The sequence below is a fragment of the Qipengyuania vesicularis genome, from assembly GCF_019711415.1.
In the GTDB taxonomy this organism is placed as follows: Bacteria; Pseudomonadota; Alphaproteobacteria; order Sphingomonadales; family Sphingomonadaceae; genus Qipengyuania; species Qipengyuania vesicularis.
Window position 1 is genome coordinate 80464 of record NZ_JAIGNJ010000004.1, and the last position, 16148, is coordinate 96611.

At 63.3% G+C, this 16148-nt stretch carries 14 protein-coding genes; 10 read left to right on the forward strand and 4 right to left on the reverse strand.

Features of this window, described 5'->3' with window-relative positions:
• Positions 1-202: 202 nt before the first annotated feature.
• Positions 203-1831, reverse strand: coding sequence for an MBL fold metallo-hydrolase (locus K3146_RS12325; RefSeq protein WP_221546614.1), 1629 nt, complete (start codon positions 1829-1831; stop codon positions 203-205).
• A gap of 83 nt (positions 1832-1914) precedes the next feature.
• Here K3146_RS12325 and K3146_RS12330 point away from each other — a divergent pair, with 83 nt between their 5' ends.
• Positions 1915-2784, forward strand: coding sequence for a helix-turn-helix domain-containing protein (locus K3146_RS12330; RefSeq protein ID WP_221546615.1), 870 nt, complete (start codon positions 1915-1917; stop codon positions 2782-2784).
• A gap of 12 nt (positions 2785-2796) precedes the next feature.
• Here K3146_RS12330 and rpoN read toward each other — a convergent pair whose 3' ends face one another.
• Both rpoN and lptB read right to left on the reverse strand, forming a co-directional pair.
• Positions 2797-4254, reverse strand: a complete 1458-nt coding sequence (gene rpoN, locus K3146_RS12335; RefSeq protein WP_221546616.1) for an RNA polymerase factor sigma-54 — start codon at positions 4252-4254, stop codon at positions 2797-2799.
• A gap of 27 nt (positions 4255-4281) precedes the next feature.
• On the reverse strand, positions 4282-5067 hold the full coding sequence (lptB, locus tag K3146_RS12340; RefSeq protein WP_221546617.1) for an LPS export ABC transporter ATP-binding protein: 786 nt from the start codon (positions 5065-5067) through the stop codon (positions 4282-4284).
• A gap of 177 nt (positions 5068-5244) precedes the next feature.
• On the opposite strand from lptB, the gene K3146_RS12345 reads away from it, so the two are divergent.
• The 3 genes from K3146_RS12345 to K3146_RS12355 all read left to right on the forward strand — a co-directional run bounded on the left by K3146_RS12345 (position 5245) and on the right by K3146_RS12355 (position 8428).
• Entirely contained in the window at positions 5245-5628 is a 384-nt protein-coding gene (locus K3146_RS12345; RefSeq protein ID WP_221546618.1) for a hypothetical protein, read from the forward strand.
• A 68-nt stretch (positions 5629-5696) separates the two neighbouring features.
• Entirely contained in the window at positions 5697-7043 is a 1347-nt protein-coding gene (locus K3146_RS12350) for a TldD/PmbA family protein (protein ID WP_221546619.1), read from the forward strand.
• Complete coding sequence (locus tag K3146_RS12355; protein WP_221546620.1) at positions 7040-8428, forward strand: mechanosensitive ion channel domain-containing protein; 1389 nt, start codon at positions 7040-7042, stop codon at positions 8426-8428. Before K3146_RS12350 ends, K3146_RS12355 begins: the two co-directional genes overlap by 4 nt.
• A gap of 46 nt (positions 8429-8474) precedes the next feature.
• Here the strand turns inward: K3146_RS12355 and ppa are convergent, their stop codons facing one another.
• Positions 8475-9014: an inorganic diphosphatase gene (ppa, locus tag K3146_RS12360; RefSeq protein ID WP_221546621.1), complete on the reverse strand. Its 540-nt coding sequence runs from the start codon at positions 9012-9014 to the stop codon at positions 8475-8477.
• Between the two features lie 119 nt (positions 9015-9133).
• Here ppa and hisS point away from each other — a divergent pair, with 119 nt between their 5' ends.
• The 6 genes from hisS to metK all read left to right on the forward strand — a co-directional run bounded on the left by hisS (position 9134) and on the right by metK (position 16146).
• The gene (hisS, locus tag K3146_RS12365) at positions 9134-10444 is read left to right on the forward strand and encodes a histidine--tRNA ligase (RefSeq protein ID WP_221546622.1); all 1311 of its coding nucleotides are present in this window, start codon (positions 9134-9136) and stop codon (positions 10442-10444) included.
• The gene (gene prfA, locus K3146_RS12370; protein ID WP_221546623.1) at positions 10441-11511 is read left to right on the forward strand and encodes a peptide chain release factor 1; all 1071 of its coding nucleotides are present in this window, start codon (positions 10441-10443) and stop codon (positions 11509-11511) included. Before hisS ends, prfA begins: the two co-directional genes overlap by 4 nt.
• Complete coding sequence (gene prmC / locus K3146_RS12375; RefSeq protein ID WP_221546624.1) at positions 11508-12326, forward strand: peptide chain release factor N(5)-glutamine methyltransferase; 819 nt, start codon at positions 11508-11510, stop codon at positions 12324-12326. Before prfA ends, prmC begins: the two co-directional genes overlap by 4 nt.
• A gap of 238 nt (positions 12327-12564) precedes the next feature.
• Positions 12565-13218: a DUF4167 domain-containing protein gene (locus K3146_RS12380; RefSeq protein ID WP_221546625.1), complete on the forward strand. Its 654-nt coding sequence runs from the start codon at positions 12565-12567 to the stop codon at positions 13216-13218.
• A 61-nt stretch (positions 13219-13279) separates the two neighbouring features.
• Positions 13280-14857, forward strand: a complete 1578-nt coding sequence (gene lnt / locus K3146_RS12385; RefSeq protein WP_221546626.1) for an apolipoprotein N-acyltransferase — start codon at positions 13280-13282, stop codon at positions 14855-14857.
• A 50-nt stretch (positions 14858-14907) separates the two neighbouring features.
• Positions 14908-16146, forward strand: a complete 1239-nt coding sequence (metK, locus tag K3146_RS12390; protein ID WP_221546627.1) for a methionine adenosyltransferase — start codon at positions 14908-14910, stop codon at positions 16144-16146.
• Positions 16147-16148: the final 2 nt, after the last annotated feature.

Here is a 16148-nt window from a genome sequence, read left to right on the forward strand (position 1 = left end):
TGGGTCGTCCCCCTAGCCCTGGTATCCGAAATGCCTTTCCCCCCTGAGGAAAGGTGTTGTCCCTTGTTAACCACTAGGGGTGTGAACGGAAAAGGTTAATTTCCTGTAAACCCGAGGACTAAAGAGATGCGGAGCGCGCAGTGAGTCTTCGCTGCAACAGTTACGAGGCGGGGACAGGATTGGCGGGCGGGGCGTCAGTCGATCAGTGCAGCGAGTGGTCCTGCAGGGTGTGGCTGCGACGGCTGTTTCCGATCGTGTCATCGGTCAATCCATACTGCTGCGACCAGCTGTCGAGAGGCCATGCCTCGTTCTGCGGGAGAACGGTTACGCTGCGCTCCCGGTTCAGCATGTCCATAAACTGGGAGGTGGTCATGCTGCTGCCATGCACGGCGAGGTAGTGATCGATCTCGCCAACGATACCCCGCGATCGCTGTTCGCTAAGCCAGCGATGAAAATGCCGGACCGGATATCCGCCTCCCTGCCGAGGTCCGTCGCCGCCGTATCCGATCCAGATGTCGGCCTGGAAAATAGCGCGAGCCGAAGGGACATAAGCGACGATCATGTTCTCCGTATGGGGCGCGGCGGCGTAGACGAGCGCCCGATAGGCCGTACCTCCGCTGTCGAGTGTCACGACCGGGCTGTCGAGGAATTCGAAACGTGCTTCGGATTGAGGCCCGATCCCGTCGACCGATCTCTGAAGCAACTGGCGGAGCTCGCCTTCCTTGTCGCGGGTGGTGAGAATGGTGGCGCCGACCTGCGTGTAATATTTGATCGCAATCGCGTGGTCGTCGTGATGATGCGTCGGAACGATGTAGCGAAGCGGCTCGCCATTCATATGCGGCTTCATGGCCTCATGGGTCTCGCGCGCATAGCTGGGCATCCCCCCGGCTTCGGTCGCGACCCAGTATGCACCCGTGTCGACATAGAGAATGCGAGTGTCGCCATTGCCGGCTAGCCAGACGCCGTCTGCGATCCTGCGCGTCTGGATATCCCATCCCGATCCATCATAGCCGCTCGTGTCGGAGGCGAGGGCGAAACCTGCGGGCACAGCCAAGTACTCGGGCCGCTCCGGCCCGCCAAAGGTGAGGGCTGCAAGCTGGTAGTCCCCGCTCGCAAGGCCGCTGCGAAAGTAGCGCGCCCTGCGATTGACCGGAATTCCGTCGCGCTCGAAATACTGGTCGTATATGCGCAGCGTGTCGTCCTCGACGCCCATCATGCTTGAGACGCCATTCCGCGCAACGGCATGAATGAGGCGCGTTTCCTTGTCGATGTAGATCGTCGCCGAAGCTGCGGGCATGACAAGAGTGTCGTACTCGACACCGTGAAGGACTGCGGCTTGCCCGCGCGAAATTTCGCTGTCGGGGTTCTCGACCAGATGGAGAACCCAGGCCCAGGCCTGACGCATGCGCAGGGCGTTGAAAGCACTTGCGTAGCCATGCATCTCGGCCATACCGCCGGGCGTGTAGGTCCGCTCGATAGTATTGAGGGTGACCGCACCATCGCGACCATAGATGAGCCGGCTACCCATAGTCAGCCCGCCGGCCCAGGCGCTTATCCGGTCCTCGACGCCGATTTCCTGCGCTAGGTCCAGGTAAAGAAAAGTCCGTGTCGGAATGCGATCGTATGGCGGCTCGGTGTGCCGGCTCTGGAAGCGGGCATGAAAATATCCCACCCAGTCGATCTCGACCCGCTCGATATCGCGAAGCCTCTGTTCGCCCCCATAAGCTGTCGCCAATTCGGCAATGATCGCGACGCTCTGGTTTTCTTGGGCGCAGGCTTGCCCCGGGGAAACAAAGGCGACGAACAGGGCGACGATCATCGGAATTTTCATGGGCAATGCTCCGGCACAAGGTGTTGCCCGCCCGCTGTCGTTTGCCTCCGGTCGAAAATCTTGAACGATCTGAACATTAGCGTTTGACCGGTTGGCGACCGCAGATCAGCCTTGCCGACATGGCCGAGGATATATGCCCGAACTGCCAGTCCGACCGGTTCTTCGGCGAGGTGGCGCTCGCGCGCGAAATCGATGGCTATCGCATGGCGGAGGTCCATCACGCGCAGGCGCGCAAGATCCCGCGGCATGCCCATGGATCAGCCTTTGTCAGCATTCTTCTGACAGGCCGGTACCAGTCACGATTTGGTACCACTGAAATGGAATTTGATCCGGGATGCCCGGTCTTTCACGAAGAGGGCTTCGACCATGAGGACGCCATTGGCGCGGGCGGCGCGCGCTTTTTCTGTCTCGAGATCGATGCGGCGGAACTCGCCTCGCTCGAGGACGAGTGCTCCGGGCGGCCAGCTTCGACCACGCTCGACAAGCAGGCGGCCACAAACCTGCTCAGGCTCTTCCTATCGGCTCGGAAACAGGCCGATGACCTTACGATCGCAAGTCTCGCCGGAGAATTCCTGTCATCCTTGGGTGATGATGGGTCGTCCCCACCTGACAACTCCCCATGGGTTGCGCGTGTGCGCGAGAGGCTGTGCGACCAGCCCGGTGCCAGGGCCAGCCTGACGGAGCTCGCCGCGATCGCCGGAGTCCACCCGTGCCACCTCACCCGCAGTTTCCGGCAGCAATTCGGATGTAGCGTCGGGGACTATGCCAAGGCGCACAGGTTGGGAGTGGCGTGGTCATCGCTGGCGCGAGGGAAGATGGGTATCGCGGAGCTTGCCTATCATCTCGGATATGCCGACCAGTCCCATTTGACCCGCGAGTTTCGCGCGTATTTCGGCGAACCGCCAGGGCGCGTACGGCGGATACTAGAGTCAGCCAGCGCCGCAGCGCACTAGACGGACAAAGCTTCAGCCAAGCGATTGCAGCTTCTTTGCCCTGCGTCTCTGGGCGCTCGAGCCGATGCCGATCGCCTCGCGGTATTTCGCCACCGTGCGGCGGGCGAGATCGAAGCCTTCCTCGTTGAGCATGTCGGCGAGCTTCTGGTCGGAAAGGACCTTCTTGGGATCCTCCGCATCGCACAGTGCCTTGATCCGCGCCTTGATCGCTTCGCTGCTTGCACCCTCGCCATCAGCGGCGGCAACGCCGCTCGAGAAGAAGTACTTCATCTCGAAGGTGCCGCGCGGGCAGGAGAGATACTTGTTGCTGGTCACGCGGCTGACGGTGGATTCGTGCATCTCGATCCGCTCGGCCACCTCGCGGAGCGTCAGCGGGCGCATGGCCGAAACACCCTCTCGGAAAAATCCTTCCTGCAGGGTCACGATCTCGCTCGCGGTCTTGAGGATTGTCTTCTGCCGCTGGTCGAGCGCACGGATCAGCCAGTCGGCCTCGCCCAACTGCTCGTTGAGCCAGGCGCGCGAAGCCTTGTCGCGCGCGCCCGCTTCCAGTTCGACGTAATATTCGCGGTTCACCACGAGGCGCGGCAGGCTGGACTCGTTGATCCGGATCGACCATCCGCCATCGCCTGACGGAGTGACGATAACGTCGGGCACGACGGCCGCCTCGCTTTCACCGCCATAACGGCAACCGGGCTTGGGATCGTAGCTGCGCAGTTCGGCGAGCATGTCGGCAAAGTCTTCGTCATCGACGTCGCAGAGCCGCTTGAGGCGCGCGATGTCGCCACTCGCCAGCAGGTCGAGATTGTCGATCAGCCTGGCCATGCAGGGGTCGTAGCGATCGGCCTCCTTCGCTTGCAGCGCGAGACATTCCGACAGGCTGCGCGCGCCCACGCCGGTGGGTTCGAGCGACTGCACCAGGTCAAGCGCCCGTTCGACCTCCGCCAGCGGGGCGCCAAGCTCGCCTGCCAGGATGCGCAGCTCGGTATGCAGATAACCTGCTTCGTCGAGCTCATGCACGATGCGGCCGGCGATCAGCGCCTCGCGCGGATCGTGGGCGAGGGCGCCGATCTGCCCGGACAGGTGTTCGCCCAGGGCAGGTTCGTCGGAGGACCGGTTCTCAAGGTCAGGCAGGTCTTCCGAACCGAGGCCGCCGCTTCCCGCCTGCGCCCAGTCTCCCCGGTCGCCGGGCGAGGCTTCGGGATCGCGAGCATATTCGGCGATATCCAGCGCCGCATCGCCATCGAAATCGGGCGTGGCTTCATGCTCGGCTGGGGCGACTTCCGGAGCGTCCTCGCCTGCCTCGCGCCGCATCTCTCCCACTTCCAGGAGCGGGTTGCTCTCCAGTGCCTCGGCGACGAAGCTCTCGATCTCGAGATTGGACAGCGCCAGCAGCTTGATCGCCTGCTGGAGCTGCGGCGTCATCACCAGCGATTGTGTTTGCCGTAGGTCTAGCCTCGGACCGAGCGCCATTGATCTAACTCCGGGCGCGCGCCGTCATCACAGCGTGAAATTCTCGCCGAGGTAGAGCCGCTTCACGTTCTCGTCGGCCACCAGCGCTTCGGGAGTGCCGGCGAAGAGCACCTGTCCGCCGTAGATGATGCAGGCGCGGTCGACGATCTCGAGCGTTTCACGCACGTTGTGATCGGTGATCAGCACGCCGATCCCGCGGGTCTTCAAATCCTTCACGAGGTCGCGAATGTCGCTGATCGAGAGCGGGTCGATGCCGGCGAAGGGTTCGTCGAGCAGCATTATGGAGGGTTTTGCCGCGAGAGCGCGGGCGATCTCGGCACGGCGTCGCTCACCACCCGACAGCGCCATGGCCGGGCTCTCACGCAGCCGGGTGAGTCCGAATTCGTCGAGCAGTCTGTCCAGTTCAGCGGCACGCGTGTCGTCGTCGGGCTCGACCATTTCGAGCACGCAATTGATGTTCTGTTCGACGGTCATCCCGCGAAAGATGCTGGTTTCCTGGGGCAGGTAGCCCAGGCCCAGGATCGCACGGCGATACATGGGCAGCTTGGTCACGTCCTCGCCGTCCATCAAGATGCGGCCGGCATCGGGGCGCACAAGACCCATGATCGAATAGAAACAGGTCGTCTTGCCCGCACCATTGGGGCCGAGCAGCCCGAGCACCTCGCCCTTGCCGACAGTGAGCGAAATATCGGTCAGAACCTGCCGCTTGTCGTAGCTCTTGGCGATCGAAATAACTTCGAGCCCGCCCTGCGGGATCGGCGGGGCGGCATCATGAACCGCCTGGTTGTCGGCGCTGAGGAGGTCGTCGGCCATGGGCTGCGCCATAGCATGCGATGCCGCGAGGAAAACCCCCGAGGGGTGTCATATTCGTCGAATTGGCAAGATTCGTGCATGAACGGGACGGGCCATGCGTTTCGCCGAGTGCGTCTTGCTATTGCGGGACAATTTTGAAACTATGCGTTCTGGAGAGTGTGTCTGGGGAGACATCTGATGGGCAAGGCAATCGAAGAGAGCCGCGAAGCAAGCGCAACCGGGAGCGCGCACGCGCGTGACTGGCGCAAGGCGATGAGCGACAATGTGGCGCTGGCGCTGATCGTCTATACCGGCCTGCAGATCTTCGTGACTGTCCATGCCCTCAAGGAGGGCACTTCTTCGACGCTTCCCTATTTTGCCCTGGTCGTGCTTGTCGCAGCGATCATTCCCGCCTGCCGCTGGTTCGAGAAGCGGTGGAAAGACCTCTCCGATGGCGAAGCGGCCGATGAAAGCCTGAAGACTGCGTTTCGTCGGGACCAGATGTTGCTGTGGCTCATCGCGATCGGGTTGCCCTTCCTGTTGACGGGTGTGTTCAAGGCGATGCTCGCAACCAGCGCCTGACCCTTGCGCCGGGCGCGCGCACTCCCTAGCCGGACCCATCACCGGCCCTGCGGAGTATCTCTAAGAGAATGATCGATAGTAAAACCGCGCTGGCGCGTTGCCAGGACCTTGTTGCGCTCGCCCAGTCGATGGGGGCCGATGCGGCGGATGCCGTGGCGCGCGCCAACTCTTCCGAAGCGGTCAGCATGCGCCTGGGGCAACTCGAGGAAGTCGAGCGGTCCGAAAGCGAGGAGATCGGCCTGCGGGTGTTCGTGGGCAAGCGTTCCGCATCGATCCACACCAGCGATTTCGGCGAAGATGGCTTGCGCGCACTTGCGCAGCGTGCGGTCGAGATGGCGGGCCATGCGCCCGAGGACAAGCACGCCGGCCTCGCGCCTGCCGAAGAGCAGTTTGCAGGCGAGCTGCCCGACCTCGAACTGGACGATAGCACGCATCCCGATCCGGCCGCGCTACGAGAAGCCGCGCTGGCTACCGAAGAGGCTGCCCGGGCTGTCGAGGGCGTCACGAACAGCAATGGCGGTACTGCCAGCGCAAGCCGTGCAGTCATGGCACTGGCGACATCGACCGGCTTCGCGCGCGGCTACTCGGGCAGCGGATTCTCGCTTTCGGCGAGCGTCCTTGCTGGCGAGGGCAGCTCGATGCAGACCGACTATGCCTCGCGCAGCGCGCGGTTTCGGGCCGATTTGCCGACGCCCGAGGAAGTGGGGGCAGAGGCCGGGCGCCGCGCCGTCGCGAAGGTCGATCCCGGCAGCTTGCCGAGCTCCAAGATGCCAATCGTCTTCGAACCGCGCGTCGGCAACGGGCTGGTCGGCCACCTGCTGGGCGCGATGTCGGGCCCGGCGATCGCACGCAAGGCCAGCTTCTTGCTGGGCCGTGAGGAAGAAGATCTGTTCGACCCGGCAATCCGGATCGTCGAGCAACCACTCCGCAAACGCGGCCAGCGCTCGCGCCCATTCGATGGCGAAGGCGTGGCCTGCACCGACCGAATGCTGGTCGAGAACGGCCGGATCACCGGCTGGCTCACCAATGTCTCTTCCGCCGACCAGCTCGGGCTGGGACTTACCGGCCACGCATCGCGCGGCAGCGGCGGCTCTCCCGGCGTAAGCGCAAGCAATGTCCATCTCGAACCCGGCGAGATCACGCCCGAGCAGCTGATGGCTGACATTACCGACGGGCTCTACGTAACCGGGCTGTTCGGGCAGGGGGTCAATTCGGTCACAGGCGATTACAGCCGCGGGGCGACCGGCTTCCGCATCCGCAACGGCGAAATTGCCGAGCCGGTTGCCGAGATTACGATTGCAGGTAATCTCCTCGAGATGTTCCGCGCGCTGACCCCTGCCAACGATCTGGAGATGTACCGGGCCATCAACGTCCCGACCTTGCGCATCGACGGCATGACGGTGGCGGGCGAATGAAGCGCTTGCTCGCCGCGCTCGCCCTGTGTGCGGCGGTTCCGGCGGTTGCGTTTCTGCCCAATGTTCCCGAGGCAGAGGCTCCGGCCGAGCCGGAGGCCCCCGTCCAGACCATCGATGATACGCAGGATGCAGGGGCGGACGAGAGGATCGCCGAGCGCATATCGGGAATCTTCGCGGAATTGCCTGCCTTCGAAAGTGTCGGTGTCGAGGTCAGCGAAGGTGTCGTCACGCTGTCGGGCCAGGTTCCCCGTCAGGAAGACATCGCCCGGGCAGAAGCCATTGCCACGCGTGTCTCGGGCGTGGTCACCGTCGAGAACGGTCTCGAGCGCGATGTATCGATCTCAGCAGAGGGGACAGGGCTAGCCTCGCTTGCCGAACGCTGGGACGGGCTCGTGGAGATGCTCCCGCTCATCGGCCTTGCGCTGCTGGTCTGGGGCGGGATCACCTTGGTCGGATACCTGATCGCGGGGCTGGGCGCGCTGTGGCATCGCCTTGCACCGAACAGCTTCCTCGCCGAATTGATCGCCAGCGCGATCCGCTTCATCTTCATCATCGGCGGGCTGGTGGTTGCGCTCGACCTCCTGGGGGCGGGTGCGTTGCTCGGTGCCGTCCTGGGCGGTGCGGGTGTTATCGGCCTCGCCCTTGGTTTCGCCCTGCGCGAGACGATCGAAAACTATCTCGCCTCGCTCATGCTGTCGCTGCGTCAGCCCTTTCGCGCCAACGACTGGGTGAAGATCGACGATCTCGAAGGCCGGGTAATCAGGCTGACCAGCAGGGCGACGGTCCTCATGACGCTCGATGGCAACCACTTGCGCATCCCCAACGGGCAGGTGTTCCGCGCCGTTATCACGAACTTCACCCGCAACCCGCAGCGCCGCTTCCAGTTCGATCTCGGGGTCGATGCCGATGACGATGCCCGCGCCGCGCGGCAGCTGGGGCGCGATACGCTCGCCGGCCTCGAATTCGTGCTCGATGATCCAGCGCCCGAAGCGCGGGTCATGGAAGTGGGCGATTCCAATGTCGTCATCCGCTTCCTCGCCTGGATCGACCAGCGCGAGACCGACTGGTGGAAGGCGCAGAGCCAGGCGATACCGGCGGTGAAGGAAGCGCTCGAGGAAGCGGGCTTCGGCCTGCCCGAACCGATCTATCGCCTGCGTTTCGACCCGCGCAGCGCCAGCATCCCGTTCCAGCAGGCTACAGACGCCGGCAAGGGCTCCGAAGCCGGCACACCCGCAAGGAAGATGGTACAGCAGATCACGGTCACTGAAACCGAGGAGGATGTCCGCCCGGTCAACGAGATTGCGGACATGGTCGACAAGGAGCGCCGGGAAAGCGGCGCCGAACAGGACAAGGATCTGCTCGACAGCTCGCGCCCGGTCGAGTGAGCGCGCTCCTGCCAAAAAGGGGGCGCCGCGTAGCGCCCCTTCGTCCTTACTTGTCCTTGTTTGTCTCGTAGCGCTCGATGCATTCGAGCACGATGCGCTTGGCATCCTCGGCATCGCCCCAGTTGCCGATGCGCACCCACTTCTCGGCTTCGAGGTCCTTGTAGTGGGTGAAGAAGTGCTCAATCTGCTGGAAAATGATCGAGGGCAGGTCCTTCGTCTGACCGACGTCGGAGTAATAGGGAAAGGTCGTGTCGACCGGTACGCAGATCAGCTTCTCGTCGCCGCCATGCTCGTCTTCGAGGTTGAGCACGCCGATCGGGCGCGCACGCACCACGCAGCCCGGGATGAAGGGCGAGCGCGAGATAACCAGTGCGTCGAGCGGGTCGCCATCGTCCGACAGCGTGTGCGGCACGAAGCCATAGTTCGCGGGATAACGCATCGGCGTGTGCAGGATGCGGTCGACGAAAAGCGCGCCGCTTTCCTTGTCGAACTCGTATTTCACCGGTTCGCCGCCGGTAGGAACTTCGATGATGACATTGAGGCTTTCGGGCGGATTGTCGCCCACGGGGATCATGTCGATACGCATTGCGGCTCTCTAGCTAGCTAAAAACTGTGTTGCCCCTCTCCCCAGAAAGACTTCGCGGCGCGCCCTAGCGCCTTGCGAAGGATTGCGGAAGGGGGACTATAGTCCTAATCGCGCACGCCATGTCGAAAACGCCCCAAGCCATCCGCGGCACCCAAGATATCTTCGGACCCGACGCCGAGGCTTTTGCCTTCGTGGTCGAAACCTTCGAGCGCGTGCGCAAGCTCTACCGCTTCCGCCGGGTCGAAATGCCGGTCTTCGAGAAGACCGAGGTCTTCGCCCGTTCGATCGGCGAGACGACCGATATCGTCTCGAAGGAAATGTATAGCTTCGAGGATCGCGGCGGCGAATCGCTGACGCTGCGACCCGAGTTCACGGCCGGGATCGCGCGTGCCTATCTCTCCAATGGCTGGCAGCAGCACGCACCGGTCAAGCTGGCGACGCATGGCCCGCTGTTCCGCTACGAGCGCCCGCAGAAGGGCCGCTATCGCCAGTTCCACCAGATCGACGCCGAGATTATCGGCGCAGGCGAACCGCAGGCCGATGTCGAACTGCTCGCGATGGCCGACCAGATCATCCGCGAACTCGGCATCGATGGCGTGACACTGCACCTCAATACGCTGGGCGATGGCGACAGCCGCGAAGCCTGGCGCGCAGCACTGGTCGAGCACTTCCGCGCGGTGAAGGACGAACTCTCCGAGGATTCGCAGGAGCGGCTCGAAAAGAACCCGCTGCGCATCCTCGATAGCAAGGATCGCCGCGACCAGCGCTTCGTCGCCGATGCGCCAAAGATCGACCAGTTCCTTTCCGACGATGCGCGTGCATTCTTCGATGCCGTTACTAGCGGCCTCGATGCCGCAGGCGTGAAGTGGACTCGCGCCGAAAGCCTCGTACGCGGTCTCGACTATTATCGCCACACGGCCTTCGAATTCATCCCTGACGAGGGCAGCGAGGCGGCAGGCAAGCTCGGCAGCCAGAGCACGATCCTCGGCGGCGGTCGCTACGACGGCTTGATGGAAAGCCTCGGCGGCGCGCCGACACCGGCGGTCGGCTGGGCTGCCGGGATCGAGCGGCTGGCGATGTTGGTGGGGGAGAAACGCTGGCCGAGCATCGATGATTTCCCGATTGCAGTAGTGCCGATCGGAGCAAGCGCCGAAGAGACAGCACAATACATTTCGTCGAGACTTCGGCGTGGAGGCTTCTCGGTTGAAATGGCCTTCAGGGGCAACGTCAAGAAGCGCATGCAAAAGGCGAACTCCGCCAATGCAATGATCGCACTGATCTTTGGTGACTCAGAACTCGATCAGGGCATCGTCAAGATGAAAGACCTGGAATCCGGCGTGGAAACAGAGATTTTGCTCCCCAACATCCCGGACGACATCGTTGGGTATTTGGTAGAGAAAGTGGAAGCAAAGAAGGCCGCCTCCCTTTGACAAAAGTCCCTGCCGAACGCCTTGATCAGATCGCCCATCGCTTCGCCGAGCTCGAGGCGCGGATGGCGTCTGGGCAGCTTGAGGGCGACGCTTTTGTCCAGGCGAGCCGAGACTATGCCGAGCTGGAACCCGTCGCCAAGGTCGCAGCCGAGGTGAAGGCGGCGCGCGAGGAGATTGCGAGCCTCGAAGAGATGCTCGCCGATCCGGAAATGAAGGCCATGGCGGAGGAGGAGCTGGCCACCTTGCGCGAGCGCCTGCCCGAGGCCGAACGCCAGCTCGCCATCGCCATGCTCCCGCGTGACAGCGCCGACAACAAGCCCGCCATGCTCGAAATTCGCGCCGGCACGGGCGGGGACGAGGCGGCGCTGTTCGCGGGCGACCTTTTCCGCATGTACGAACGCTATGCCGCAGAGCAGGGCTGGAAGGTCGAACCAGTGAGCATGAACGCCAGCGAGGTTGGCGGCTTCAAGGAAATCGTCGCCAACGTCACCGGCAGCGGGGTCTTTGCCAAGCTCAAGTTCGAAAGCGGCGTCCACCGCGTTCAGCGCGTGCCCGAAACCGAGAGCGGCGGACGCATCCATACCTCTGCGGCAACGGTTGCGGTGCTGCCGGAGCCGGACGAGGTCGACATCCAGATCGATCCGACCGACCTCAAGATCGACACCTATCGCGCCAGCGGTGCGGGTGGCCAGCACGTCAACACTACCGACAGCGCGATCCGCATCACGCATATTCCGACAGGGACGGTCGTGACCTGCCAGGACGGCCGCAGCCAGCACAAGAACAAGGAAAAGGCGATGCAGGTGCTGCGCACGCGCCTTTACGATGCGGAGCGGGAGGCAACCCAGGGGGCGGAGGCCGAAGCACGCAAGGCAATGGTCGGCAGCGGCGATCGCTCCGAACGCATCCGCACCTATAACTACCCGCAAGGCCGCGTGACCGATCACCGCATCGGCCTCACTCTGCAGAAGCTGCCGCAGATCATCGCAGGGCCCGGCCTTGGCGAACTGGTCGATGCACTGATCGCCGAGGACGAGGCCAAGCGCCTCGCGGCAATGAGCGAGTGACGGTCGCAGAAGCGATCAGGGCGGCCGCGGAACGGCTCCTGAAAACGAGCGAAACCGCGCGGCTCGATGCCGAACTGCTGATGGCGCATGCGCTGGGAACGGAGCGATCCGCCATGCTGCTGCGCTCAATGCGCGATCCGGTACCCGGCAACTTCGATGCGCTGGTTGAACGGAGACTGGGCTATGAGCCTGTTGCGCATATCCTCGGGCACCAGGAATTCTTCGGAAGACAGTTCAAGGTTACTTCCGATACGCTGATCCCTCGCGGTGACAGTGAAGTCCTGGTCGAGACGGCGCTGGAACTGAAGGGTGAGGCCACGCGCGTGCTCGATCTGGGAACGGGAACGGGGGCACTGCTTCTCAGCGTGATTGCGGAAACGAGGGCGTCGGGCGTCGGGACCGACAAGTCTTCTGCGGCACTGGCTGTAGCGCATGACAATGCGGACCTGCTCGGCATCGAGGATCGCGTTCGCTTCCACCTGCTCGACTGGTGCAAGGATGGCTGGACGCAGGACCTTGGCCGCTTCGACCTGATCCTGTGCAATCCGCCCTATGTCGAGGACAAGGCAGAACTCGAGCCCGATGTGCGCGATCATGAGCCGTCTATGGCTCTGTTCGCTGGTCCTGAAGGGCTCGACGATTACCGGATTATCATTCCGCAATTGCGCAATCTCATGACCGACGACGGCGTGACGATTCTCGAAATCGGACATCAACAAACCGATAGCGTAAGCGAAATTGCGCGCATGGCGGGCTTCACGGTTGCCCTGCGCAAGGACCTCGCAAATCGCCCGCGCGCCCTCATTCTGACATAAAGGGGTTGGCAAAGCCGATTCGAGGCTTTAACTCTGGCCACAGGCCAGTGGTGTGCGGATGTCCGTCCCGCCGGCTCCCAAGCTCCGACATGGCAGTTACGGTGTGAGGCTAAGCCCCTCGCATACCATGCACAGACCGGGGCGCGCATGCTGCGAGAGGGCGCTGCATGTTTAATGGATTACGTGGCCAGAGGCGGACCGAGGGTTCGCGCCGCGCCATCAAAAGGACGATTATTCCTTGAACAACAATCGCAATAACCGTCGTCGCGGTCGTAACAACAACCGCAACCAGGGCGGCGGCAATTCGGCAAACCGGATCGACAGCCGGGCACGTGGCAACGCGCCCCAGTTGCTCGACAAGTACAAGAAGCTCGCGCAGGACGCCCAGCACAATGGCGACCGCGTGCAGGCCGAATACTACCTCCAGTTCGCCGATCACTATTTCCGCGTGATTGCCGACAACAAGGCCCGCCAGGAAGAAGCCAAGGCCAAGCGGCAGGACGATCGCGGCAGCCAGTCGGACGATGACGATTCGGACGATGACGGCGACGATAACCGCAAGAACCGCCGCAGCCGTGGTCGTCGCGACGACGATCAGGGCCAGCAGGACGGTCGTGGCCGCAAGTCCCGTCGCGGTTCGAATGACGACGAGGGCAACGAATACGAGCCCGAAGAGAATCCTTTCACTCGCAATGCCGACGAGGACGAGGCGCCCAAGAAGCGCCGCGCTCCGCGCAAGGCCAAGAAGGGTGAAGAGGGTACCCCCGGCAACGAGGGCGAGATCGACGTGTCGGCCTTGCCCCCGGCGATCGGTGCCGACGAGGCCAAGCCCGCTCCGCGTCGCCGTACGCGCAAGCCGGCAGATGGCGAGGATGTGAGCGCGGTCGGCTGATCGCGCTCCACCTTTTCGCTTTTCCTTGCCAATGCCGCGCCCTGCCTTAACAGGCGGAGCGATGGATCGTATCCCCGCATTCCTGATGCGCCACCCACGCTGGAGCGCGCTGCTCCTCGGCCTGGCTTCCGCGACCGGCTTCCAGCCGCTGCATATCTGGCCGCTCGCCCTTGCCGCTGTCGCCGCACTGGTCTGGCTGCTGTACCGACAGGAAAACCGCAAAGCCGCTTTCCTCGTCGGATGGCTGTTCGGCGTCGCGCATTTCACGCTCACCAACAATTGGATCGCCACGGCCTTCACCTACCAGGCCGAGATGCCTGCATTCTACGGCTGGGCTGCAGTCCCGCTGCTCTCGCTCTATCTCGCAGTCTGGCCGGGTCTCGCCGCCCTCGCCGCGTGGATGCTTGCGCGAGAAAAGGGACTGCCCGCTTTTTCGCTCGCCTTCGGCGCGCTGTGGATCGGTGCCGAATGGCTGCGTAGCTGGGTTTTCAGCGGCTATGCATGGGGCCCGTTTTCGATGGCCCTGCTCGGCGATTGGGAGAGGCCTGGTGTGGCCGCGATCCTCCCGGCGATGGGAAGCTATGCTCTATCCGGAATCGCCGTGGCATTCGCGGGCCTGCTTGCCGCAGGGATCGCCGCGCGCCGCTGGGTTGCCGTTTGCGGAGCTCTTGCGCTTGTCACCGCCGGAATGCTGATCCCTGTAGGTGAGGGTGAAGAGGGTTTCCTGCCGGTCACGCTCGTGCAGCCAAATTTCAAGCAGGAGAACCTCGACAACCCGCAGATGTTCGAGAGCCAGTTCCAGCGCATTTCTGCGCTGAGCAAGCCGCAGCAGCCGCTGAGCCGCCGGCTGGTGCTCTGGCCCGAAAGCGGCATTCCCGATTACCTGCGCGAAGGCTATCCGCAGCGTTACTACAACCAGTTGACTGCCGGCGGCGATCCGGGATTTGCGCGGTACCGTATCGGTCAGGCCATCAGCGAGGGGAGCCTGCTGCTGACCGGCGCGGTCGATCTGGAACTTGCCGATGTTGCCGGTCGGGTGCGGGCGGTGGGGGCCTATAACGCGATCACTCCGATCGATGCGGAGGGCAATCTTGGGCCGCGCTATGCCAAGGCACACCTGGTGCCCTACGGGGAGTATCTGCCGATGCGGTCGCTGCTGGAGCCGCTGGGACTCTCCCGCCTGGTGTCGGGCACCATCGATTTCCTCCCCGGCCCGGGCCCGCAGACCATCGACCTTGGTGATCACGGCCGGTCCGGGATGCAGATCTGCTACGAGATCGTGTTCTCCGGGGAGGTGGTCGAGCCGGGCGATCGTCCCGACTATATCTTTAATCCATCGAACGATGGCTGGTTCGGCGAATGGGGCCCGCCGCAGCACCTTGCGCAGGCCCGACTGCGGGCGATCGAGGAAGGCCTGCCGGTCCTGCGTGCAACAACCACCGGGATCAGCGCGATCGTGGATGCGCGCGGCGTAGTGCGCGATCATATCGGCCGAGGGCGGGCAGACCGGATCGATACCCTTGTCCCTCCTGCCCATTCGCCGACCCTCTTCGCGCGTTTCGGGCACTGGCTTACGCTTGGCTGGGCAATAGTTCTTCTGGCCGCATCGCTGGTTGCAAGTCGACGCAGGCGGAGCTAGGACAGCCGCCACACTTAAAGCTATCTTTATATCTTTCTATTGGGGTCTTCATGCGCAGCAACTACCTGTTCACTTCCGAAAGCGTTTCGGAAGGCCATCCCGACAAGGTTTCCGACCAGATCAGCGACGCTATCGTCGACCTCATGCTGGCGAAGGACCCCGAATCGCGCGTCGCCTGCGAAACCATGACGACGACGCAGCGCGTGATCCTGTCGGGCGAAATCCGCTGCGCCCCGATGTATGACAAGAACAATCCCGACTGGGCAGACAATGGCGGCTGGGCACCCGGCGCGAAGGACGAGATTGAAAAAGCCGTGCGCCGTACCGTGCGCGAGATCGGCTACGAACAGGAAGGTTTCCACTGGGAAACGCTGACCTTCGAGAACCACCTCCACGGCCAGTCCTCGGAAATCGCGCAGGGCGTCGATGCCAGCGGCAACAAGGACGAGGGCGCCGGCGACCAGGGCATCATGTTCGGCTTTGCCTGCGATGAAACGCCCGACCTCATGCCCGCCACGCTGGATTACTCGCACAAGATTCTCGAACGCCTTGCCGCGGACCGCAAGAGCGGCGCGGCACCCTTCCTCGAGCCTGACGCCAAGAGCCAGCTGTCGCTGCGCTATGAGAACGGCAAGCCGGTGGCCTGCACCGCGATCGTCGTCTCGACCCAGCACGGCAAGGGCTATCACGAGGGCGAGAAAGAGGCCGAGCTCAAGGCCTATGTGAAGAAGGTGGTCACCGAAATCCTGCCCCAGGGCTGGGTCTCGGACGAAACCGAGTGGCACATCAACCCGACCGGCGCATTCGAGATCGGCGGACCGGACGGTGACGCGGGCCTGACCGGACGCAAGATCATCGTCGACACCTACGGCGGTGCCGCCCCGCATGGCGGCGGTGCCTTCAGTGGCAAGGATCCGACCAAGGTTGACCGTTCTGCGGCCTATATCACCCGCTACCTTGCGAAAAATATCGTGGCAGCCGGCCTCGCCAAGCGCTGCACGATCCAGCTCTCCTACGCGATCGGCGTTTCCAAACCGCTCTCGCTCTATGTCGATACTCACGGGACCTGCGCCGACGGCGTAACCGACGAGGCGCTGGAGAATGCGATCGGCAGCATCGAGAAACTCGGCGGCCTGACCCCGCGCGGTATCCGCACGCATCTAGGGCTCAACAAGCCGATCTACCGCAAGAGCGCCGCCTATGGCCATTTCGGCCGTACGGCAGATGGCGATTTCTTCCCCTGGGAGCGCACCGACCTGGTGGATGACCTCAAGGCAGCAATTTCCTGATC

Coding starts and splice junctions, on each gene's coding strand:
- K3146_RS12325 (WP_221546614.1), bottom strand. CDS start 1,831: ATGAAAATTCCGATGATCGTCGCCCTGTTCGTCGCCTTTGTTTCCCCG.
- rpoN (WP_221546616.1), bottom strand. CDS start 4,254: ATGGCGCTCGGTCCGAGGCTAGACCTACGGCAAACACAATCGCTGGTG.
- lptB (WP_221546617.1), bottom strand. CDS start 5,067: ATGGCCGACGACCTCCTCAGCGCCGACAACCAGGCGGTTCATGATGCC.
- K3146_RS12345 (WP_221546618.1), top strand. CDS start 5,245: ATGGGCAAGGCAATCGAAGAGAGCCGCGAAGCAAGCGCAACCGGGAGC.
- K3146_RS12350 (WP_221546619.1), top strand. CDS start 5,697: ATGATCGATAGTAAAACCGCGCTGGCGCGTTGCCAGGACCTTGTTGCG.
- K3146_RS12355 (WP_221546620.1), top strand. CDS start 7,040: ATGAAGCGCTTGCTCGCCGCGCTCGCCCTGTGTGCGGCGGTTCCGGCG.
- ppa (WP_221546621.1), bottom strand. CDS start 9,014: ATGCGTATCGACATGATCCCCGTGGGCGACAATCCGCCCGAAAGCCTC.
- hisS (WP_221546622.1), top strand. CDS start 9,134: ATGTCGAAAACGCCCCAAGCCATCCGCGGCACCCAAGATATCTTCGGA.
- lnt (WP_221546626.1), top strand. CDS start 13,280: ATGGATCGTATCCCCGCATTCCTGATGCGCCACCCACGCTGGAGCGCG.
- metK (WP_221546627.1), top strand. CDS start 14,908: ATGCGCAGCAACTACCTGTTCACTTCCGAAAGCGTTTCGGAAGGCCAT.